Source organism: Duganella sp. 1411 (assembly GCF_017833525.1).
In the GTDB taxonomy this organism is placed as follows: Bacteria; Pseudomonadota; Gammaproteobacteria; order Burkholderiales; family Burkholderiaceae_D; genus Rugamonas.
Genome location: NZ_JAFICD010000001.1, coordinates 2,615,143 through 2,636,225, shown reverse-complemented (window position 1 = coordinate 2,636,225; position 21,083 = coordinate 2,615,143). Strand labels below are relative to the sequence as shown.

General features: G+C 64.2%; 20 protein-coding genes. 18 read left to right on the top strand and 2 right to left on the bottom strand.

Annotation, left to right across the window (positions count from 1 at the left end):
• The first annotated feature begins 241 nt into the window (after positions 1-241).
• From JOD97_RS11020 to JOD97_RS10960, 13 genes are all read left to right on the top strand, one after another.
• On the top strand, positions 242-3,028 hold the full coding sequence (locus JOD97_RS11020; RefSeq protein ID WP_209716521.1) for a FimV/HubP family polar landmark protein: 2,787 nt from the start codon (positions 242-244) through the stop codon (positions 3,026-3,028).
• A 53-nt stretch (positions 3,029-3,081) separates the two neighbouring features.
• Entirely contained in the window at positions 3,082-3,885 is an 804-nt protein-coding gene (gene truA / locus JOD97_RS11015; protein WP_209716518.1) for a tRNA pseudouridine(38-40) synthase TruA, read from the top strand.
• A gap of 14 nt (positions 3,886-3,899) precedes the next feature.
• Positions 3,900-4,592: a phosphoribosylanthranilate isomerase gene (locus JOD97_RS11010; RefSeq protein WP_209716515.1), complete on the top strand. Its 693-nt coding sequence runs from the start codon at positions 3,900-3,902 to the stop codon at positions 4,590-4,592.
• A complete protein-coding gene (gene trpB, locus JOD97_RS11005; RefSeq protein ID WP_209716513.1) occupies positions 4,576-5,823 on the top strand; it encodes a tryptophan synthase subunit beta in 1,248 nt (415 codons plus the stop codon). Before JOD97_RS11010 ends, trpB begins: the two co-directional genes overlap by 17 nt.
• 100 nt (positions 5,824-5,923) lie before the next feature.
• Positions 5,924-6,721, top strand: a complete 798-nt coding sequence (gene trpA, locus JOD97_RS11000; protein ID WP_209716510.1) for a tryptophan synthase subunit alpha — start codon at positions 5,924-5,926, stop codon at positions 6,719-6,721.
• Between the two features lie 101 nt (positions 6,722-6,822).
• Positions 6,823-7,074 carry a BrnT family toxin gene (locus JOD97_RS10995; protein WP_209716508.1) on the top strand — a complete coding sequence of 84 codons (252 nt, stop codon included), beginning with the start codon at positions 6,823-6,825 and terminating at the stop codon, positions 7,072-7,074.
• A 25-nt stretch (positions 7,075-7,099) separates the two neighbouring features.
• Positions 7,100-7,372 (top strand): antitoxin, encoded by a 273-nt coding sequence (locus JOD97_RS10990; protein WP_209716505.1) that lies wholly within the window; start codon positions 7,100-7,102, stop codon positions 7,370-7,372.
• A 122-nt stretch (positions 7,373-7,494) separates the two neighbouring features.
• Positions 7,495-8,367 (top strand): acetyl-CoA carboxylase, carboxyltransferase subunit beta, encoded by an 873-nt coding sequence (accD, locus tag JOD97_RS10985; protein WP_209716502.1) that lies wholly within the window; start codon positions 7,495-7,497, stop codon positions 8,365-8,367.
• Positions 8,368-8,483: 116 nt separating this feature from the next.
• Positions 8,484-9,773, top strand: a complete 1,290-nt coding sequence (gene folC / locus JOD97_RS10980) for a bifunctional tetrahydrofolate synthase/dihydrofolate synthase (RefSeq protein ID WP_209716499.1) — start codon at positions 8,484-8,486, stop codon at positions 9,771-9,773.
• Between the two features lie 22 nt (positions 9,774-9,795).
• Positions 9,796-10,830, top strand: a complete 1,035-nt coding sequence (locus tag JOD97_RS10975; RefSeq protein ID WP_209716496.1) for an SPOR domain-containing protein — start codon at positions 9,796-9,798, stop codon at positions 10,828-10,830.
• Between the two features lie 15 nt (positions 10,831-10,845).
• Positions 10,846-11,334, top strand: coding sequence for a CvpA family protein (locus JOD97_RS10970; protein ID WP_209716493.1), 489 nt, complete (start codon positions 10,846-10,848; stop codon positions 11,332-11,334).
• Positions 11,335-11,404: 70 nt separating this feature from the next.
• Positions 11,405-12,931 carry an amidophosphoribosyltransferase gene (gene purF, locus JOD97_RS10965; RefSeq protein WP_209716490.1) on the top strand — a complete coding sequence of 509 codons (1,527 nt, stop codon included), beginning with the start codon at positions 11,405-11,407 and terminating at the stop codon, positions 12,929-12,931.
• Between the two features lie 56 nt (positions 12,932-12,987).
• Complete coding sequence (locus JOD97_RS10960; RefSeq protein WP_209716487.1) at positions 12,988-14,232, top strand: cystathionine gamma-synthase family protein; 1,245 nt, start codon at positions 12,988-12,990, stop codon at positions 14,230-14,232.
• A 159-nt stretch (positions 14,233-14,391) separates the two neighbouring features.
• Here JOD97_RS10960 and lexA read toward each other — a convergent pair whose 3' ends face one another.
• Together lexA and JOD97_RS10950 are read right to left on the bottom strand one after the other, a co-directional pair.
• Positions 14,392-15,030 (bottom strand): transcriptional repressor LexA, encoded by a 639-nt coding sequence (lexA, locus tag JOD97_RS10955; RefSeq protein ID WP_209716483.1) that lies wholly within the window; start codon positions 15,028-15,030, stop codon positions 14,392-14,394.
• A gap of 117 nt (positions 15,031-15,147) precedes the next feature.
• Positions 15,148-17,862, bottom strand: coding sequence for a DUF5695 domain-containing protein (locus JOD97_RS10950; RefSeq protein WP_209716479.1), 2,715 nt, complete (start codon positions 17,860-17,862; stop codon positions 15,148-15,150).
• A 158-nt stretch (positions 17,863-18,020) separates the two neighbouring features.
• Here JOD97_RS10950 and rpsF point away from each other — a divergent pair, with 158 nt between their 5' ends.
• The 5 genes from rpsF (at position 18,021) to JOD97_RS10925 (ending at position 21,063) form a co-directional block, all read left to right on the top strand.
• Positions 18,021-18,413, top strand: coding sequence for a 30S ribosomal protein S6 (rpsF, locus tag JOD97_RS10945; protein ID WP_090314787.1), 393 nt, complete (start codon positions 18,021-18,023; stop codon positions 18,411-18,413).
• Positions 18,414-18,443: 30 nt separating this feature from the next.
• The gene (gene priB, locus JOD97_RS10940; protein WP_090314785.1) at positions 18,444-18,749 is read left to right on the top strand and encodes a primosomal replication protein N; all 306 of its coding nucleotides are present in this window, start codon (positions 18,444-18,446) and stop codon (positions 18,747-18,749) included.
• A gap of 15 nt (positions 18,750-18,764) precedes the next feature.
• Entirely contained in the window at positions 18,765-19,055 is a 291-nt protein-coding gene (rpsR, locus tag JOD97_RS10935; RefSeq protein ID WP_019922639.1) for a 30S ribosomal protein S18, read from the top strand.
• 28 nt (positions 19,056-19,083) lie between these two features.
• Complete coding sequence (rplI, locus tag JOD97_RS10930) at positions 19,084-19,536, top strand: 50S ribosomal protein L9 (protein WP_090314782.1); 453 nt, start codon at positions 19,084-19,086, stop codon at positions 19,534-19,536.
• 141 nt (positions 19,537-19,677) lie between these two features.
• On the top strand, positions 19,678-21,063 hold the full coding sequence (locus tag JOD97_RS10925; protein ID WP_209716475.1) for a replicative DNA helicase: 1,386 nt from the start codon (positions 19,678-19,680) through the stop codon (positions 21,061-21,063).
• Positions 21,064-21,083: the final 20 nt, after the last annotated feature.

The following is a 21,083-nucleotide window of genomic DNA, read 5'->3' as shown; positions in this document are numbered from 1 at the left end:
TACCCGCCGGGTACGACCCCATCACCACGCGGCCGCCGCTGTGTTGGAAAAAAAGGGGTTTTCTCTGTGTGCTTTCATAGGGAAAACCCCTTTTTTTGGTTTAAATTAGGCACAGAGCTGACAACTCCTCATGTATCACTTGAGAAACGGCGCGCAAAGCTTGCATGCTCATGTGCATGATGATATGTTGGTATATCCGGGAAAGTAACATTTTCCCTCTGACAATCTACCGCCGCCCACTATGCCCGTACCCAATCGCTCCCGCATCGTTTCGTTCGCGTTGAAAACACTAACCGGCGCGGTCGCCAGTGCGGTGTTGTTGTCCGCCGCCGCAAACGCTGCCGGGCTCGGCAAGCTGACCGTCCTGTCGTCGCTGGGCCAGCCGTTGCGGGCGGAAATCGAACTGACGGCCGTCAGCGCCGACGAGGCCAGCGGCCTGGTCGCGCAGCTGGCGTCGGCCGACGCCTTCCGCACCGCCAATATCGACTTCAACCCGGCGCTGATGTCGCTGCGCTTCGAGGTCGAGCAGCGCGGCGGCCGCCAGCTGATCCGCGTCTCGTCGAGCCAGCCCGTCAACGAGCCGTTCGTCGACATGCTGCTCGAGCTGAAGTGGAACGGCGGGCGCATGGTGCGCGAATACACCTTCCTGCTCGACCCGCCGGACATGCGCGCGGCGCAGTCGCCGCAAGTGGCCGCGCCGGTCGATCTGGGTCGCCAGGCCGCCGCGCCGGCCGCGACGGCGCCGAATGCGCCGGTCGCCGCCGCGCCGGCGCCCTCCGCGCCGGCCGCTTCGGCCGCGCCCGCCAGGCAGCAGCCGGCCAAGAAATCGGCCGAGCAGTACACCGTCAAAAAAGGCGACACCCTGACCCGCATCGCCAACCAGGTCAAGCCGGGCGACATTTCGCTGGACATGATGCTGGTGGCGCTGTACCGCGCCAATCCGGAGGCGTTTTCCGGCAATAACATGAACCGGTTGAAGTCCGGCCAGATCCTCAAGGTGCCGGATTCCGGCGCGATCCGTTCCATCGCGCCCGAGGGCGAGGCGCGCGGCGTGGTCGTCGCGCACGCGGTCGATTTCAATGCCTACCGCGCCCGGCTGGCCGGCCAGGTGGCCAGCAGCACGCCGGCCAAGGAAGCGGAGACGACCCAGAACGTCAAGGGCAAGATCACCGCCAAGGTCGAGGAAAAACCGAACGCCGTCAACGAGGCCAAGGACAAGCTGACCTTGTCCAAATCGACCGCCACCGCGCCGGCCGAGGGCAAGACGGGGCTGGCGGCCGAAGAAAGCATCGCCAAGCAAAAGCAGGTCGACGAAGCCGCCGCGCGCGTCAAGGAACTGGAAAAGAACGTCAACGACCTTGAAAAGTTGATGGCGGTGAAGAGCAAGACGGCCGCTGAAAAGCCCGCCGCAGCGGCGCCCGCGGCCTCTGCGCCCACCCCGGCGCCGGCCGCCGGGCAGGCCGCGCCGCCCAAGCCGAAGCGCTCGCTGGCGGTGCCGCCGAGGAAGCCCGTCGAGCCGAGCTGGTACGAAGTGATGATGGACAACCTGCAACTGGTCGGCCTGGCCGCCGCCGCGTTGCTGGCGCTGGTCTACGGCATCATCGTCGCGCGCCGCCGCAAGAAATTCGTCGTCGTGCCGGGCGAGATCGTCATGCCGCCCGACCCGACCACGCCGATACAGCCTTTCATCACCGAGGCCGGCGCCCAGAATGTTGACACCAGCAACAGCGTGTTCAATTCCAACTTCGCGCCATCGGCCAGCCAGCTCGACACCAACGAAGTCGATCCGGTGGCCGAAGCCGACGTCTACATCGCCTACGGCCGCGATGCCCAGGCCGAGGACATCCTCAAGGAAGCGCTGCGCACCCATCCCGAACGCTATCCCGTGCGGCTGAAGCTGCTGGAAATCTACGCCACCCGCAAGGACGCCAGCGGCTTCGAGAGCCAGGCTTCCGAGCTGTACGCGATGACGCGCGGCCACGGCGAGGAGTGGGCGCAGGCGGCCGCCATGGGCCAGTCCCTCGATCCGACCAACCCGCTGTACTCGCCGGCGCATGACGGTGCCGGGGCCGGAGTAGCGGCCGCGGCCTCAGCGGTGCCGGTGGCGGCCGGCGCTGCCGCAGCAGCCGCCGCCGCCTCGGCGTATTCGGCCACGGACTTCGGCAACGATTTCGGCACCGGCGACGATTTCGGCGCCGAGCGGCCCGCCGCCGCGCCTGGCCCCGCCGGCCTCGACCTCGATCTGGGCTTCGATGCGGCGCCGGCCGCCGCGCCTGCGCGCGACGACGGTGCCGGCATGGACTTCGGTGGCGATCTGGAGACGGCCTTGCCGCAACCGGCCGACGCATCGATATCGCCGGCCTCGGTGGCCGCCGAATCGGACAACCTGATGGACTTCGACCTGGGCGACATGAGTTTCGAGCCGGTCGCCAGCAGCAAGGCGCCGATCGAAATGCCGGCGCCGGAGCCGGAAGCGGCGGCCGACGATCCGTTCGACCTGGCCTTCGACGCGCCGGCGAAACCGGCGGCGGCAACGCCAGCGCCGGCCGATGATCCGAGCATGGACTTCAGCCTCGATCTGCCGGCCGAAGCGGCGCAGCGGACACCGGCGGCGGGCACCGATCCATTGGACATGGACATCATGGGCTTCGATATTCCGGAGGTGCCGGCCCTTACCGAGCCGCCGAAAGCCGAGCCGAAGGCGATGGATTTCGATGCCGCCCTGGAATTGCCGGAGGACGCGGAATCGATCACGGCCGCGCCGGCGCCGGCGCGCGAGTTCGACCTGTCGGACATCAACCTCGATCTGGATAATGGCTTGGGCGGCGCGGGCACTGCCGAACCGGCGCCGCGCGACGACACCATGTCGGCGCACCACATGGAAATGGACACCAAGCTCGACCTGGCGATCGCCTATCAGGAAATCGGCGACAAGGAAGGCGCGCGCGAGTTGCTGGACGAAGTGCTGCGCGGCGGCAGCGACGACCAGATCGCCAAGGCCAACGCGATGAAGGCGCAGCTGGGATAGGTGTTGGCGTTGTCCGATATAATGCCAGCCTCAAACATCACATCGGGCAGCAATTGAAACGGATAGCAATCGGCGTCCAGTACGACGGCACCGCCTGGCACGGCTACCAGAAACAGGAAGACGGCCACACGGTCCAGGACAAGCTGGAACAGGCGCTGGAGAAATTCGCCACGGTGCGCCTGGCCACCACCTGCGCCGGCCGCACCGACACCGGCGTGCACGCGCTCGAACAAGTGGTCCACTTCGACACCGACCTGACGCGCGACGCCCATTCCTGGGTGCGCGGCGTCAACGCCTTCCTGCCGCCGTCGATCGCCGTGCGCTGGGCCAAGGAACTGCCCGGCGACCCCACCGTCGACGACTTCTTCCACGCCCGCTTCAGCGCCCGCGCCCGCACCTATCATTACGTGCTGTACAACAATCCGACCCGCTCGCCGCTGCTGGAAGGCCGCGCCGGCTTCTGCTTCCGCCCGCTCGACGTCGAGCTGATGCGACAAGCGGTCGCGCCGCTGATCGGCTGGCACGACTTCACCGCCTTTCGCGCCGCGCAATGCCAGGCCAAGTCGCCGGTCAAGCTGATGCACGACATCCAGATCAAGCGCGTCGGCGAGCTGGTGGTGTTCACCATCACCGCCAATGCCTTCCTGCACCACATGGTGCGCAACCTGGTCGGCTCGCTGGTCTACATCGGCACCGGGCGCGAAAAGCCCGAATGGCTGGGCCAACTGCTGGAAACCAAGGACCGCCACGCCGCGGCGCCGACCTTCATGCCGGACGGCCTGTACCTGGCCAAAATCGACTACGACCCCAAATGGGAATTGCCGCTGGAGACGACCAGCGCGCTCCCTTGGTTTTAAAAAGGAAACACCGCATGCCACGCACCCGTATCAAAATCTGCGGCCTGACCCGCGTGGAAGACGTGCAAGCCGCCGTGGCCGCCGGCGCCGATGCCATCGGTTTCGTGTTCTACCCCAAAAGCCCGCGCTACGTGACGCCCGGGCAAGCGGCCGCGCTGATCGCGGCCGTGCCGCCGTTCATCACCTGCACCGGCTTGTTCGTCAACGCCACGCCGGAGGAGGTGGCCGCCACCGTGAACGTGGCGCCGATCGCGCTGATCCAGCTGCACGGCGACGAGACAATCGAACAGTCGGCCGCCATCGCCACCGCCGCCGGGCGCCAGTTCATGCGGGTGTTTCGCGTCAAACCCGACACCTCGCCGTCCGATTTGCTAGAATACGAACAACTATGCCGCGCCGCCAGTCCCTTGTTCACCAGTTTGTTGCTGGATACATATGTGGATGCCTACGGTGGCGCAGGAAAGGGTTTTGATTGGTCTCTCATTCCAAAAGATCTCGCGCCTCGGGTCGTTTTAAGTGGTGGCTTGAGCGTACACAACGCGACTGACGCGGTGGTCGGTGTACGCCCCTACGCCGTCGACATCAGCAGTGGTGTCGAAGCGTCCAAGGGGATCAAGGACGCCCGCAAGATCGCCGCCTTCGTCGCGGCGGTGCGGGCCGGAGATGACATGATTGAAAGCGAAACCCACCATGAAAGCACTACCTGAGATCGGCGCCGCCGCGCCCCTGTTCCACGCCAAGGATTACGAACTGCCCAACGCCACCGGCCACTTCGGCCCGTACGGCGGCTCCTTCGTGGCCGAAACGCTGACCTACGCGCTGGCCGAGCTGAACGAGGCTTACGAGCGCTACAGCAAGGACCCCGAGTTCCTCGAGGAATTCCGCTACGAATTGAAGCACTTCGTCGGCCGCCCGTCGCCGATCTACCACGCCAAGCGCTGGTCCGAGCTGACCGGCGGCGCGCAGATCTACTTCAAGCGCGAGGACCTGAACCACACCGGCGCCCACAAGATCAACAACGTCATCGGCCAGGCCCTGCTGGCCAAGCGCATGGGCAAGCCGCGCGTCATCGCCGAGACGGGCGCCGGCCAGCACGGCGTCGCCACCGCCACCATCTGCGCCCGTTTCGGCCTCGAGTGCGTGGTCTACATGGGCAGCGAGGACGTCAAGCGCCAGGCGCAGAACGTCTACCGCATGAAATTGCTGGGTGCGACGGTCGTGCCGGTCGAGTCCGGCTCGAAGACGCTCAAGGACGCGCTCAACGAGGCCATGCGCGACTGGGTCACCAACATTGAAAACACCTTCTACATCATCGGCACCGTGGCCGGCCCGCATCCGTACCCGATGCTGGTGCGCGACTTCCAGTCGGTGATCGGCGAGGAGTGCCTGGTGCAGATGCCGGAAATGACCGGCCGCCAGCCGGATTACGTGCTGGCCTGCATCGGCGGCGGTTCGAACGCGATGGGGATTTTCTACCCGTACATCGACCAGAAGCAGGTGCGCCTGATCGGCGTCGAGGCGGCGGGCGAGGGGCTCGACGGCGTCAAGCACGCGGCCTCGCTGACCAAGGGCTATCCGGGCGTGTTGCACGGCAACCGGACCTACCTGCTGCAGGACGAGAACGGCCAGATCATCGAGACGCATTCGGTCTCGGCCGGCCTGGATTATCCGGGCGTGGGGCCGGAGCACGCCTACCTGAAGGATATCGGCCGCGCCGAGTACGTGTCGATCACCGACGACGAGGCGCTCAAGGCCTTCCACGATTGTTGTCACATCGAAGGCATCATCCCGGCGCTGGAATCGTCGCACGCGCTGGCGTACGCGGTGAAGCTGGCGGCCACGCTGCCGAAGGACAAGATCATTCTGGCCAACCTGTCGGGCCGTGGCGACAAGGACATGCATACCGTGGCGGAGCGGATGGGACTCAACTTCAGCTGAGCCCCCAACCCGCAACCCGCGAGCCCAGGGTCGTACCCGCGGGGTACGACCCCTGTTTGGCAGTGCGGGTTTCAACTCCACATTTAAACAGGAAAAAAACATGTCCAGAATCGCAGCAACTTTCGCCGACCTGAAGGCGAACAACAAAACCGCGCTCGTCACCTTCATCACCGCTGGCGACCCGGCGCCCGAGCTCACCGTTCCGCTGATGCACGCGCTGGTCGCGGGCGGGGCCGACATCCTCGAACTCGGCGTGCCGTTTTCCGATCCGATGGCCGAGGGCCCGGTCATCCAGCGCGCTTGCGAGCGGGCGCTGGCGTTCGGCGTCGGCATCCGCGACGTGTTCGGGTACGTCGCCGAGTTCCGCAAGACCAACCAGACCACGCCGGTGGTGCTGATGGGCTATGCCAACCCGATCGAGCGCATCGGCGCCGCCGCCTTCATCGCCAAGTCGCAGGAAGCGGGGGCCGACGGCGCCATCGTGGTCGACTACCCGCCGGAGGAGTGCGAAGAGTTCGCCGCCGCCATGCGCGCGGCCGAGCTCGACCTGATCTTCCTGCTGGCGCCGACCTCGACCGAGGAGCGCATCCAGCAGGTGGCCAAGGTTGGTGGCGGCTTCAGCTATTACGTTTCGCTCAAGGGCGTCACCGGCGCCGGCAACATCGACACCGTGCAGGTGGCCGAGCGCCTGAAGGCGATCCGCCAGCACGTGCAGTTGCCGATCGGCGTAGGCTTCGGCATCCGCGACGGCGCCACGGCGCGCGCGGTGGCCGAGGTGGCCGACGCGGTGGTCATCGGCAGCCGCATCGTGCAGGAGATCGAAAAGCACGGCAAGGACGGCGCGGTGGCAGCCGTGCAAGCCTTCGTCAGCGACATCCGCAGCGCCCTCGACGCCTGATCAGGCGGCCGTAACACCCTCCGGCCGCTTGGCCACCCTCAAATCACGACCGCTCACCTTGATACATAGTTAAGTACTGACTATGTTGAAGGGAAGCGGTCGTGCGCTTTGAATGGGATGCCCGTAAGGCAAAAGATAATCTGCGCAAGCACGGAGTCAGCTTCGAGGAAGCCTGCACGGCTTTCCGTGATCCATACGGCATTCTTAATTTCGACCACGAGCACTCCGATAGCGAAGACAGGTTTGTCTTGTACGGGTACAGCAGCCGGGGCCGGCGTCTTTTCGTCAGTCATTGTTATCGAGGTCATGACGTTGTCCGCATTATTTCAGCGCGCAGAGCGTCGTTTCAGTAGGAATAACATCCTTAAAGGTGAATATATGCACAAATTTGATTTTTCCACGGCCATTCCCAATCCTTATTTTGAGCGGCTGAGCAAAGAGATAACTTTTCGGTTGGACTTTGATACCATCGAGTACTTCCAAAATCTGGGTAAGCCGTATGGTTTTTCTGCCGAGGACATGATCCATCGCTATTTGAGGTATCTGGCGGGGACGGGCTTCAAGTTGGATCTGGAAGAACTTACATTGGAAGAACGCGAGCAGCTCAAAGCGTCGATGGGGAGCGAGGGGGGAGCTCCACCGCCCGCGTAGTGGATTCCCTCTAAATCCCGCCGAATTCCATGACGAAAGCTAAAAATTATTGTATTGCAATGTTCGACAGGCGTACAAGAAACGGCTACACTTCGGCCACAAGTTAGCTGCAAGGAGAATTTATGAGTTGGTTGGAAAAACTGCTGCCCCCAAGAATCCAGCGTTCCGACGTTGCCGCCCGCAAGACGATGCCAGAGGGCCTGTGGGTCAAATGCCCATCGTGCGAAGCCGTCCTGTACCGCACGGATCTGGAGTCGAACCTGCATGTTTGCCCCAAGTGCGACCACCACATGCGCATCCGCGCGCGCGAACGGCTCGACAGCCTGTTCGACGCCGGCGGACGTTATGAAATTGGCATGGATACGCTGCCGGTCGATACGCTGAAGTTCAAAGACAGCAAGAAATACCCCGACCGCCTCAAGCAAGCGATGGAAGCCACCGGCGAGACCGACGCCATGATCGTCATGGGCGGCGCCATCATGAGCATGCCGGTCGTCGTGGCCTGCTTCGAGTTCGAATTCATGGGCGGCTCCATGGGTTCCGTGGTCGGCGAGCGCTTCGTGCGCGGCGCGCAAGTGGCCCTGGAACAGAAAGTGCCGTTCGTGTGTATCACCGCCACCGGCGGCGCCCGCATGCAGGAGGGCCTGCTGTCGCTGATGCAAATGGCGAAAACCACCGCCATGCTGACCAAGTTGTCCGAGAAGAAGCTGCCGTTCATCAGCGTGCTGACCGATCCGACGATGGGCGGCGTGTCGGCCTCGTTCGCGTTCATGGGCGACGTCGTCATCGCCGAACCGAAGGCGCTGATCGGCTTCGCCGGCCCGCGCGTGATCGAAAACACCGTGCGCGAGAAACTGCCGGAAGGCTTCCAGCGCTCCGAGTTCCTGGTCACCAAGGGCGCCGTCGACATGATCGTCGACCGCCGCAAGATGCGCGAAGAAATCGCCCGTCTGATGGCCCTGTTGCAAAACCAGCCGGCCGAGGTCATTGCCTGATGGTGATAGGTTAACGTTATCGCTTAATTCACTGCGGGGCCTAGCCGCCCCGCACAACGGCGCGCAATCGGATATCATCCGGCCTGCGCGCCGTTGCCCATTTCAGAGTCACCATCATGTCCAACCTCCCAACTACTTTGCCCGCCTGGCTTGCGTTGCTTGAATCGCGCCACGCCGAAACCGTCATCAACATGGGCCTTGACCGCGTGCTCGCCGTCAAGGAACGCTTGCAACTGAGCTTCAGCTGCCCGGTCATCATGGTGGCCGGCACCAACGGCAAGGGCTCGACCTGCGCCATGCTCGAATCGGTGCTGCTGCGCGCTGGCTACAAGGTGGGCCTGTACATCAAGCCGCACTTCCTCGACTTCAACGAGCGCGCCCGCATCAACGGCGAACTGGCCAGCGACGCGGTGCTGGTGGACGCCTTCAACGCCGTCGAGGCGGCGCGCGGCGACACCGTGTTGACGTACTTCGAATTCACCACCTTGGCCATCATGAAGCTGCTGGCCGGCGCCGGCATGGACGTGGTGATCCTCGAGGTGGGCCTGGGCGGGCGCCTGGACGCGGTCAACATCGTCGATGCCGACGTCGCCATCGTCACCAGCGTCGACATCGACCACACCGACTACCTGGGCGACACGCGCGAGAAGATCGGCTTCGAGAAGGCCGGTATCTTCCGCGCCGGCAAGACCGCGATCTGCTCGGACCCGGTGCCGCCGCAATCGCTGATCGACCACGCCAACGCCATCGGCGCCGACCTGTGGCTGATGGGGCGCGATTTCAATTACGCCGGCGACAAGCAGCAGTGGAACTACGGCGGCCGTTCGCAGCGCCGCAATTCGCTGGCCTACCCGAGCTTGCGCGGCGCCAACCAGATCCTCAACGCCACGGCCGTGCTGGCCGCGCTCGAGGCGCTCAAGCTGGAATTGCCGGTCGGCGCGCAGGAAGTGCGCACCGGCCTGGTGACGGTGGAGCTGCCGGGGCGCTTCCAGGTGCTGCCGGGCCGCCCGACCGTGATCCTGGACGTGGCCCACAATCCGCACGCGGCGTCGGCGCTGAACCAGAACCTGGGCAACATGGGTTTCCATCCTTACACCTACGCCGTGTTCGGCTCCATGCACGACAAGGATATCGACGGCGTCATCGCCGCCATGTCCGAGCACGTCGACCATTGGTGCCTGGCGACCCTGCCGTCGCCGCGCGCGGCCAGCGCCTCCGAACTGGCCGCCAAGGTGCAAATCGTGCAAGCTGAAAAACCCGAACGCACCATCAATATCTTCGACGATCCGGCGGCGGCCTATGCAAATGCGATGAGCCGGGCCGGCGAGAATGATAGAATTGTGGTCTTTGGATCTTTCCTCACGGTCGCAGGCGTCATGGCGGCGAGAAAATCCTCACTCCATTGAACGCACAGGACTGAAATCACGCATGGGCTTGTTCTCGAAATTCGGTAAAAACAAGCAAGAGACCGCCGGTCAGGACAGCGGCTATTACACCAGCGCGGATGATCAGGCCGCCATGGAACGCGCACGCTCCAAGCGCGCCTCGTCGGCGGACGGCTCGGCCAGGTCGCGCCGCGCCAAGGATCGCGAAGCGGACGATCCGGTGTTGCCTGAAAAGAAACGCGCCCGGCGCCGGCTGGTCGGCGCCGTCGCGCTGGCGCTGGCCGTCGCCGTCGGCTTGCCGATGGTGCTCGATTCCGAGCCGCGTCCGCTGGCGTCCGACATCGAAATCAAGATCCCGGCCAAGGACAAGCCGGCTCCGGCCGTGCGCGCGCCCGCCGCCAGCGTCGCCGCCAGCGCCGCCCTCGACAGCAAGGAAGAAATCGTCGACGACGTCAAACCGGCCAAGCCCGCCGCGGCCGCGCCGTCGGCCGCCGAGATCATCAAGGCCGACAACGCCCGCCAGGAAGCCGAAGCCAAAGCCGACCTGAAGGCCGAAGCCAAGGCCAAGGCGGAAGCGAAGGCCGAGGCGCTGGCCAAGGCCAAGGCCGACAACGAAGCCAAGGCCCGGGCCGACAACGAGGCCAAGTCCAGGCTGGAAGCGGAGCGCAAGCGCGAAACCGAGCGCAAGCTGGCCGAGGCGAAGGCCGAAGCCAAGGCCAAGGCGGACGCCGAGCGTAAGCAGGCCGAGGCCAAAGCGGCGGCCAAGCCGGCGCCGGACAAGGCGTCCGAGGACGCGCGCGCGCTGGCCATCCTGGAAGGCAAGGGCGGCGCCAAGCCGGCCGCCGCCGAATCAGGCCAGAAATTCGTGCTGCAAGTGGCCGCGTTGAGCGACCAGGGCAAGGTCGACGAGCTGCGCAAGAAACTCAAGGAGGCCGGCATCAGCTCCTTCACGCAGAAAACCCCGTCCGGCGACATCACGCGGGTGCGCGTGGGGCCGTTCACCAACAAGGAAGAGGCGGAAAAAGTGCGCGCCAAGCTGAGCGGCATGGGCTTGAACGGCCGCCTGGAAACGGTTTGATCCAGGCCGCCTGACGTGACGATCTTCGATTATCTGGTGATCTTCGTGATGGTCACCTCGGTCATCATCAGCCTGCTGCGCGGCCTGGTGAAGGAAGTGTTGTCGCTGGCCGGCTGGGTGGTGGCCTTCGTGGTGGCCAACGCCTACGCCGCCGCGCTCGCCGTGATGCTGCCGGCGGTGGTGCCGGGCGCGGTGCTGCGCCTGTTCCTGGCCTTTGTCGCGCTGTTCATCGGCGTGCGCATTTTAATGGGCTTGCTGTCGATGGCGCTGGGGGCGCTGCTCGACGCGGGCGGCCTGAGCCTGTTCGACCGCGCGCTCGGCGCCGTGTTCGGCGTCGGCCGCGGCCTTGTAATCGTGCTGACCGCCGTCATCTTATGTGGGATGACGTCGCTCCCACAACAGGATTTCTGGAAGGACGCGTTGTTCAGTCCATTCGCCGAAAGCGGCGCGCGGATCGTCAAGACCTTCCTTCCCGCTGCGATGGCGCAGCATGTGAATTTTTGAATTCGTTTTCTTGCATCAGCATTTTTAATCTGCGTTTTTAATCCGTCTTACCCAGTCCAGGAGCACCATCATGTGTGGCATCGTCGGCGTCGTTTCCCATCAACCTGTCAATCAACTGCTGTATGACGCCTTGCTGCTGCTGCAGCATCGCGGACAGGACGCAGCGGGTATCGCGACCAATCACAGCAGCATGTTCGCCATGCACAAGGCCAACGGCCTGGTGCGTGACGTTTTCCGTACCCGCAACATGCGCACCCTGCAAGGCAACTCGGGCATCGGCCACTGCCGTTATCCCACCGCCGGCTCGTCGAGCGAGGAAGAGGCGCAACCGTTCTACGTCAACGCGCCGTTCGGCATCACCTTGGCGCACAACGGCAACCTGACCAACTGGGAACAGCTCAAGCAAGAGATGTTCAAGAACGACCGCCGCCACATCAACACCGACTCCGATTCGGAAGTGCTGCTCAACGTGCTGGCGCATGAAATCCAGAAGGCCACCACCGGCATCTCGATCGACGCCGACACCATCTTCGACGCCGTCACCGTGCTGCACCGCCGGGTGCGCGGCGGTTACGCCGCCGTGGCGCAGATCGCCGGCGTCGGCCTGCTGGCGTTCCGCGATCCGTTCGGCATCCGTCCGCTGTGCTTGGGCATCAACGAAACCGAGCAGGGCGCCGAATACCTGGTCGCCTCCGAGTCGGTCGCGCTCGAAGGCATGGGCTTCCGCTTCCTGCGCGACATCGCGCCGGGCGAGGCGGTCTTCATCGACGCCGACATGCAGCTGCACAGCCGCCAGTGCGCCGACAATCCGTCGCTCAACCCTTGCGTGTTCGAATTCGTCTACCTGGCCCGTCCCGATTCCGTCATCGACGGCGCCTCGGTGTACGCCACCCGCCTGAAAATGGGCGAGTACCTGGCCGAGAAGATCAAGCGCGAATTCAAGGACGGCGAGATCGACGTCGTCATGCCGATTCCCGATTCGTCGCGTCCGGCCGCGATCCAGCTGGCGCTGGCGCTCAACGTCGAATACCGCGAAGGCTTCATCAAGAACCGCTACATCGGCCGCACCTTCATCATGCCGGGCCAGGCCGCGCGCAAGAAATCGGTGCGCCAGAAGCTCAACGCCATCGCATCCGAGTTCAAGGACAAGGTCGTGCTGCTGGTCGACGACTCGATCGTGCGCGGCACCACCAGCCGCGAGATCGTGCAGATGGCGCGCGAAGCGGGCGCCAAGAAGGTGATTTTCGCCTCGGCCGCGCCGCCGGTGATCTACCCGAACGTGTACGGCATCGACATGCCGACCCGCGACGAGCTGATCGCCTACGGCCGCACCACCGAGGAAGTGTGCCGCGAAATCACCGCCGACCACCTGGTGTACCAGGATATCGAATCGCTCAAGCGTGCCATCTCGGACGTCAATCCGGAGTTGAAGAACTTCGAGGCGTCGTGCTTCGACGGCATCTACGTCACGGGCGACGTGTCGAAGGAATACCTCGACAAGCTGGAATACGCGCGCCACCATCCGAAGGCCAAGACCAGCCACGAGGATGCGGGCCGCTCGCAACTGAACCTGAATCTCGCGACCGCCGAAGGCTGATGTCGCGCCCGGTACGGTTCGCCGTACCGGGCTTTTTTTTTGATTACTCCAAGCATATGAACGATAAGAAGAACTACGGCTTCACCACCACCATCCTGCACAACGACCGCCTCAAGGGCATCGAGCACGGCTCGCTGCACAAGCCGGTCCACACCTCGGTCGCCTTCGGGTATGCGGACGCGCGCCAACTGGCGTCGGTATTCCAGGGCAAGGAGCCGGGCTTCCGCTACGGCCGCCAGGGCAATCCGACCATCTCCGCGCTCGAGGACAAGGTCAACAAGATGGAGCAGGGCGTCGGCACCTTGTGCTTCGCCACCGGCATGGGCGCGATCGGTGCCGTGTTCCAAGGGCTGCTGCGGGCGGGCGACCACGTCGTCTCGTCGTCCTTCCTGTTCGGTAACACCAACAGCCTGTGGCAGACCACGATGGCGCAGGGCGTGGGCGTGTCGTTCGTCGACGCCACCGACGTCGCCAACGTCGAGGCGGCCATCACCGGGCAGACCCGCGTGGTGTTCGTCGAAACCATCGCCAACCCGCGCACGCAGGTGGCGGACTTGCAGCGCATCGGCGAATTGTGCAAGGCGCGCGGCATCCTCTACATCGTCGACAACACGATGACCACGCCGTACCTGTTCCGGCCGAAGTCGGTCGGCGCCGGGCTGGTGGTCAACGCGCTGACCAAATCGATCGGCGGCCACGGCAACGCGCTGGGCGGCAGCCTCACCGACACCGGCGCCTACGACTGGACCAGCTTCCCGAATATTTACGAGAACTACAAGAAGGTCGCGCCGGCGCAATGGGGGCTGGCGCAGATCCGCGCCAAGGGGCTGCGCGACTTCGGCGCCTCGCTGGGGCCGGAGGCGGCGCACCACATCGCCGTCGGCGCCGAGACCTTGGCGCTGCGCATGGAGCGCACCTGCGCCAACGCGCAGGCGCTGGCCGAGATGCTGGAGGCGGACGAGCGCGTCGCGGCGGTGCACTATCCGGGCTTGGCATCGCACCCGCAGCACGGCATTTCGAGCGAGCTGTTCCGAAAGCATGGCTCGTTGCTCAGCTTTGAGCTCAAGGACGGCATCGACTGTTTCGACTTCCTGAACCGGCTCAAGCTGGCGATTCCGGCGTCGAACCTGGGCGACACGCGCACCTTGGTGATCCCGGTCGCGCACACGATCTTCTACGAGATGGGGGCCGAGCGGCGCGCCTCGATGGGGATAGCCGAATCGCTGATCCGGGTCTCGGTGGGCATCGAAGACACCGACGACCTGCTCGACGACTTCGCCTGTGCGCTGGAAGCCTGCTAAAACCACTCCGGGCCGCTCGAAATACTTCTGAACACGTAGGGCGGATTAGGCGGAACGCCGTAATCCGCCATCTATGAGCCGCCGACGGAGCTTGGCGGATTACGCTGCGCTAATCCGCCCTACGTGTCTCCACGTTTAACCCTGTGGCCCCGGCCCGGCTTAGTGCCAGCTGCGCATCAGGCCGACCGCCAGGCCTTCGAGCGCGAATTCGTCCGCCTCCGGGTCGACCTTGATGATCTTGAAGTCGGGATTCTCCGGCAGCAGCTCGACCAAGGTGCCGGTCTTGCGGTAGCGCTTGACCGTGACGTCGTTGCCGATCCGCGCGACGACGATCTGGCCGTTCTTGGCGCTGTCGACTTTCTTCACCGCCAGCAGGTCGCCGTCCATGATGCCGGCGTCGCGCATCGATTCGCCCCGCACCTTGAGCAGATAGTCCGGCTTGGACGAGAACATCGCCGGGTCGACGCTGTAGCTCGTTTCCAGATTTTCCTGCGCCAGGATCGGCGAGCCGGCGGCCACGCGGCCGATCAGCGGCAACGACATCATCAGCGACACCGGCACCTTCGGCGTCGCCGGCTCGGCGTGCACGCCCAGCAGGCGGATGCCGCGCGAGGTGCCGGCGGCGATCTCGATCGCGCCCTTGCGCGCCAGCGCCTGCAAGTGCTCCTCGGCCGCGTTGGCGGATTTGAAGCCCAGTTCGTTGGCGATCTCGGCGCGCGTCGGCGGGAAGCCGGTGTTTTCGATGGCATCCTTGATCAGATTGAGAATTTGTTCCTGGCGTGCGGTGAGCTTGATCATGAGTGCAGTTGGGCCTGTGTATATAGACAGTCTGTATTTTTGTACAGTATGGCCCGCAATGCAAGGAAATTTGTTGTGTTCAGCGAAATAAAATGAAAAAAGTTCGCTCAACGCCCGTCATCGTGGCTTCAGCAGCACGCGCGTGGCCGCTGCCGTCAGTGGAACCTGGTATCCGCCGCGCTCGGCAACCAGGCCCTGCGGCTTGATTTTGCCGCCCGGGCTGTCGATCAGCAGCCGGGCCGCCGGCGTGGCGCTGGTGGCCGGCGCCAGCTCCAGCGTGATGGCGCGGCTTTTCGGATCGTAGGTGGCGCTGTCGATCTTGCCCGCCTCCAAGGTGATCCACGCGCGCGCCGGCGCCACGAACAGGCGCGTGCGGGCGCTGTCCTTCGGCGTGATCCGCACCACGCCGTTCTTTTCCATTTGCAGGTTGCCGCCGAAGCCCAGCCAGCCGAACGTTGGGTCCTTGACCACGTAGGTGGCGCTGGCGTAGGCGTGGCCGTAGAAGCCCATGCCGTAGTCGCCGCTGTAGGCGTCCCAGCGCATCATGTCGGGCCAGGCGTGGAACGCGGCCGACGAAAAACCGTCGCGGTCGATGTTGGTGATGCCGCCCAGCAGGCCGCCGTAGGCTACGCGCAGCAGGTGCAGGTCGCTTGGGTCGGCGCGGTAGGCGTCGAACAGCGGCACCGCGTTCAACGTCGAACCGTAGTGATGGATCTGGCGTTCGATGCGCGCGGTCTTGCCGCCGTACAGGAAGTCCCAGTAGCGGCGGGCGTTGCCGTTGTAGCCCCAGCTGGGGATCGCCGGATCGTAGCCGAGGATCACCTCGCGCGTGATGTCGGCCTGCTTCTTGTAGCCGAAGTGGCGCATCCACGCGTAGACCTCGGCCTGGCCGGTCGAGTCCCACGCCATCTCGCTGCCGAACGGGTAGGCCAGCGTGCGCCAGTGGTCGGCGCGCCGCTTCATCATGCTTTCCATGTCGGCCGCCTCGGCGCTCATGCCCTCGCGTTGCAGGTCCTTGAGGATGTCGACGAAGACGTCGCCCTCCATCAGGCCGAACTGCGCGTACTCGGGCGCGTCGCGCACCATCGCCACCGTGGTCTGGTAGGCCTTGTTCAGATACCAGCGCCAGTCGTGCGCGTTGACCAGGCCGGCGTGGTTGCGCGCCAGCCGGTACAGCACCCAGTGGCCGATGGCCACGTGCGGATAGTTGTAGGCGCGCCCGAGGTCGTCGGCGTCCTGCTTCTTCCACGAGGCCCAGGTGCCCCAGTTGGCCTTGGGGTTGTAGTAGCCGGGGAAGGCCTTGGGGTCGTAGTAGAACAAGCTCTTGCGCACGGCGCCGGCCTGCGGGCCGTCGGCCACCTGCAGTTTGCCGACCACCGTTTCGTTGACCAGGCGTTCCAGCTTGGCCACCTCGGCGGGGTCGGGGTTGTCGAGCTGCTTGCTGATGGCCGCCACCCAGCTGCCGCCGCCGCCTTCGTCGCTCATGCCGGAGATCCACACGCGCGGGTCGTCGGTGACGATGCGCTTGGCGTCGCGGTCGTACGTCAGGATGGCGGGCGCGCGTTTGAACGGATCTTTCTTGTCGTCGAACCATTGCTGCGTGGTGGCGAACTTGCCCAGGTCGGCCACCGCCTGTTCCAGCGGCTTGGTGATGAAATAGCTGACCGTCTGCACGCTGCCGTCGGCGTAGGCGATCGATAGCCGCGCCGGGCCCCAGCCGTTGCCGCGCACCGTGTAGCGCGCCCAGCCTTTCGCGGACGCCTTGGCCGGCGTGACGGCCAGCGCGCCCTCGGGCGAGCTGGTGATGCCGACCACTTTCTGCGGACTGTTGAGGAACAAGGTCGCCTCCAGGTCGGTCGGCACGACGTAGCCGGGGATGCCGACGGCCACCGGGCGCTTCCGCGCCAGCAGGGTGGCCTCGATCGCGCGGATCGACGGCGCCGTGGCGAAGCGCACGCCGATGTCGCGCCGCGCGCCGGGCGCCAGCGTGATGCTGGTGGGCGCGTTCCATTGTTCGCCGGCGTTTTTCCATTCGTTCTCGGCATACGCCTTGCTGGCGACGGTCCAGTCGTAAAAGCCCTCGGCCGTTTGCGCGCGGGCGCTGCGGTCGGCCAGCGGACGCCACGCCTCGAGCGGCGTGCGCCCGTCCGGCGTGACGATCAGCGCCGGGCCTTGGCCGTTCAGGCGCGTGACCTGCACGTAACCGCCATCGCGGCCGATGTACGGATCGGCGAAACTGGCGCTGGCGTGCGCCTGCTCGAGCGTGCGGTCGGTGATGATGTTGTCGAACACCATCGGCATGCCGAGGCCGCCGATCTCCACGGGCGCGCCGGAGTTGTTGATCAACGTGAAGCGCAGCACCAGCGCGCCGCCTTCGTTGAGCCAGCGCCGCTCGACCGTCAGCGGCACGTCCTTGCCCAGGCTGGCGGTGATGTCGGCCGCCGCCAGCGTCTTGCCGCCTGCCGCCAGCGGGGTGACCGGGCGCCGCGCCGCCGACGAGGAAAACTCTTGCCACTGGGCGCCGTCGGCGCCGCGCACGCGCAGGTTGAGGTCGCCTATGTGGGCGTAGCCGTCGTACTGGCGCTCGGCCTCGCGCGGGCCGGGCGTGAAGTCGAAGCTCGGGTCGGCGATGGGATCGAGCCGGGCCAGCGTCTGGGTGTCGGTGCGCAGGGCCAGCAGGAATTGTTTGGTGCGGTAGGCTTGGGTGGCGACGTCGGGATGGCTGGGTTTGGCCGGGGCCGGGGCGGGGGTTTCGGCGGCAGAGGCGGAGGCCGCCAGCAGCAGTGAAAACAGCAATGGAGACAGCGCGCAGGGTAGGCGAATGGGTGGCATATCGGAATCCTGTTGGTTTTACAAGATGTTAGCACTGTCGCGGGGGCGGCAAGGGGTAGATTTCTGTCCGAAAAGCTGCTATAGTCGCCGGCTTACCTCTTCCCACACCTGTCTTGACGCCAGGGTGGGCACTATTCACAGTCCTTAAGGGAGTTTGCATGCGTCACTATGAAATAGTATTTATCGTCCATCCGGACCAGAGCGAGCAAGTGCCCGCCATGATCGAACGTTACAAGACCACCGTAACGACCCGCGGCGGCGCCGTGCACCGTGTTGAAGATTGGGGCCGTCGTCAAATGGCTTACTCGATCCAGAAACTGGCCAAAGCACACTACATCTGCCTGAACATCGAATGCGACAACGAGACCCTGGTCGAGCTGGAAACCGCCTTCAAATTCAATGATGCCGTGCTGCGTCACCTGACCGTCAAGATGAAGAAAGCGGAAACCGCTCCTTCGCCGATGATGAAGTCGGTACAACGTGAAGATGCGGCGAAATCGCATCGCACCGAAGCCCCAGCAGCTCCTGTTGCCGCCGCTCCAGCGGCCTAATTGTTGCAAAACCGAGCTGACACAGCTCCAGTGAATCAAAGCCAATTCATTGCCTTGATCGCCGAACGGGACGCCTTGCGCTATACCCCGGCCGGCATGCCGATCGTGAACGCTGTACTCCAGCACCGGTCGCAGCAGATGGAGGCGGGCATAGCCCGGTTGAGCGAGTTTGAGATTTCCGCGGTCGCCGCGGGCGAGATCTCGGGCCGCTTCAGCCAGGCGCCACTGGGCGGGGTGTACCAGTTCACCGGTTTTATCAACAAGAAGACACGCAACAGCAAAAGCCTGGTGTTTCACATCATTGATTTTAGTGCTGTCCCAGACAGCTCAATTTAGATACAGGAGCCTCAAATGGCATTCGGTAAAAAGTTCGACAAAAACAAGCTCAAGCTTAAAGAAAAGCGCAAGCAACAAAATCCACTGTTCAAGCGTAAGAAGTTCTGCCGCTTCACCGCCGCTGGCGTTGAGCAGGTTGACTACAAAGACGTTGACACCCTGAAGGACTTCGTCCAGGAAAACGGCAAGATCATGCCAGCACGTCTGACCGGCACCAAGGCGCACTACCAGCGTCAAGTTGACACCGCCATCAAACGCGCCCGCTACCTCGCGCTGCTGCCTTACACCGATCTGCACCACGCTTAATTGCGTAGTCTAATCCTGGAGAAAAACTATGCAAATCATTCTGTTAGAAAAAGTCGTCAACCTGGGCAACCTGGGTGAAGTCGTTAAAGTTAAAGACGGTTACGCACGTAACTTCCTGATTCCGCAAAAAATGGCCCGTCGCGCTACCGCGTCGGCTGTTGCTGAATTCGAAGTCAAGCGCGCCGAACTGGAAAAGGCCGCTGCCGCCAAACTGGCCGCCGCCCAAGCCCAAGGCGAGAAACTGAACGGCATGACCGTGAACGTTTCGCAAAAAGCTGGCGTCGACGGTCGTCTGTTCGGCTCCGTTACCAACTTCGACATCGCCGAAGCGCTGACCAAAGCTGGTTTCGCAGTTGAAAAAGCTGCCGTGCGCATGCCTACCGGTCCGCTGAAGACCGTTGGCGAGCACCCGGTGAGCGTTGCTCTGCACACCGACGTGGTGGTCGAAGTGACCGTCGCCGTCGTCGGCGAAGCAGCCTAAATTACTTGCACAGGCAGCAATGCCTGTTGTGCTGGTAATAATAGCAATATTTGAAAAAAGCCGGGCTTGCCCGGCTTTTTTCTCGCCAATTTTTTTGCCGCAACGCCTTGGCTGCCGCCCTAAGCAGGTATAATTCGCGCCATGAACACCCCCTCCGATCCGCAATTAGATTCACTCCGCGTCCCGCCGCATTCCATCGAAGCAGAACAGTCCGTCATTGGCGGCCTGCTGCGCGATAACGCGGCGTTCGACCGCATCGCGGACATGATGAATTCGGAGGACTTCTACCGTTATGACCACCGCATCATCTTCGAACAGATCGTCAAGATGATCAACGGCTCCAAGCCGGCCGACGTCATCACGGTGTTCGAGACACTGACCCAGCTGGGCAAGGCCGAGGACGTCGGCGGCCTGGCCTACCTGAACGCGATGGCGCAGAACACGCCGTCGGCGGCCAACATCCGCCGCTACGCCGAGATCGTGCGCGACCGCTCGATCCTGCGCCAGCTCATCACCGTCGCCGACGAGATCTCCGGCCAGGCGTTCACGCCGCAGGGCAAGGAAGTCAAGCAGATGCTCGACGAGGCCGAATCGAAGATCTTCGCCATCGCCGAGCAGGGCGCGCGCGGCGCGGCCGGCTGGCTGCCGGTGCAGCCGCTGCTGACCCAGGTGGTCGAGCGCATCGACGAACTGTATTCGCGCGACAACCAGTCCGAGATCACCGGCGTGCCGACCGGCTGGATCGACCTCGACCGCATGACCTCCGGCCTGCAGCCGGGCGACATGGTGGTGGTGGCCGGCCGCCCGTCGATGGGCAAGACCGCGTTCTCGATGAACATCGCCGAGAACGTGGCGGTGGAAGAGGGCCTGCCGGTGGCCGTGTTCTCGATGGAGATGGGCGGCGTGCAGCTGGCCATGCGTATGCTGGGCTCGGTCGGCCAGCTCGACCAGCACCGCCTGCGCACCGGCAAACTCAATGACGAGGACTGGCCGCGCCTGACGCACGCCATCCAGAAAATGAACGACGCCCAGGTCTACATCGACGAGACGCCGGCGCTCAACCCGATCGAGATGCGCGCGCGCGCGCGGCGCCTGTCGCGCCAGTGCGGCAAGCTCGGCCTGATCGTGGTCGACTACCTGCAACTGATGACCGGTTCGACCCAGGGCGACAACCGCGCCTCCGAGATCTCGGAGATCTCGCGCTCGCTCAAGGGCCTGGCCAAGGAACTGCAATGCCCGGTGATCGCGCTGTCGCAGCTGAACCGCTCGCTGGAGCAACGCCCCAACAAACGTCCCGTCATGTCCGACCTGCGCGAATCGGGCGCTATCGAGCAGGATGCGGACGTCATCATCTTCCTGTATCGCGACGAGGTCTACAACCCGGACTCGCCCGATAAGGGGACGGCCGAGATCATCATCGGTAAGCAGCGTAACGGCCCGATCGGCTCGGTGCGCCTGACCTGGATCGGCCAATACACCAAGTTCGGCAACTACGCCGGTAACCTGGCGCTGTACCAAGGCGACTAACACCGGCAACACCACTGGGT

Excerpts from the sequence above, each read along its gene's own strand:
- JOD97_RS11020 (WP_209716521.1), top strand. The coding sequence starts at position 242 with ATGCCCGTACCCAATCGCTCCCGCATCGTTTCGTTCGCGTTGAAAACA.
- JOD97_RS11010 (WP_209716515.1), top strand. The coding sequence starts at position 3,900 with ATGCCACGCACCCGTATCAAAATCTGCGGCCTGACCCGCGTGGAAGAC.
- trpB (WP_209716513.1), top strand. The coding sequence starts at position 4,576 with ATGAAAGCACTACCTGAGATCGGCGCCGCCGCGCCCCTGTTCCACGCC.
- trpA (WP_209716510.1), top strand. The coding sequence starts at position 5,924 with ATGTCCAGAATCGCAGCAACTTTCGCCGACCTGAAGGCGAACAACAAA.
- JOD97_RS10990 (WP_209716505.1), top strand. The coding sequence starts at position 7,100 with ATGCACAAATTTGATTTTTCCACGGCCATTCCCAATCCTTATTTTGAG.
- accD (WP_209716502.1), top strand. The coding sequence starts at position 7,495 with ATGAGTTGGTTGGAAAAACTGCTGCCCCCAAGAATCCAGCGTTCCGAC.
- folC (WP_209716499.1), top strand. The coding sequence starts at position 8,484 with ATGTCCAACCTCCCAACTACTTTGCCCGCCTGGCTTGCGTTGCTTGAA.
- JOD97_RS10975 (WP_209716496.1), top strand. The coding sequence starts at position 9,796 with ATGGGCTTGTTCTCGAAATTCGGTAAAAACAAGCAAGAGACCGCCGGT.
- purF (WP_209716490.1), top strand. The coding sequence starts at position 11,405 with ATGTGTGGCATCGTCGGCGTCGTTTCCCATCAACCTGTCAATCAACTG.
- JOD97_RS10960 (WP_209716487.1), top strand. The coding sequence starts at position 12,988 with ATGAACGATAAGAAGAACTACGGCTTCACCACCACCATCCTGCACAAC.
- lexA (WP_209716483.1), bottom strand. The coding sequence starts at position 15,030 with ATGATCAAGCTCACCGCACGCCAGGAACAAATTCTCAATCTGATCAAG.
- JOD97_RS10950 (WP_209716479.1), bottom strand. The coding sequence starts at position 17,862 with ATGCCACCCATTCGCCTACCCTGCGCGCTGTCTCCATTGCTGTTTTCA.
- rpsF (WP_090314787.1), top strand. The coding sequence starts at position 18,021 with ATGCGTCACTATGAAATAGTATTTATCGTCCATCCGGACCAGAGCGAG.
- rpsR (WP_019922639.1), top strand. The coding sequence starts at position 18,765 with ATGGCATTCGGTAAAAAGTTCGACAAAAACAAGCTCAAGCTTAAAGAA.
- rplI (WP_090314782.1), top strand. The coding sequence starts at position 19,084 with ATGCAAATCATTCTGTTAGAAAAAGTCGTCAACCTGGGCAACCTGGGT.
- JOD97_RS10925 (WP_209716475.1), top strand. The coding sequence starts at position 19,678 with ATGAACACCCCCTCCGATCCGCAATTAGATTCACTCCGCGTCCCGCCG.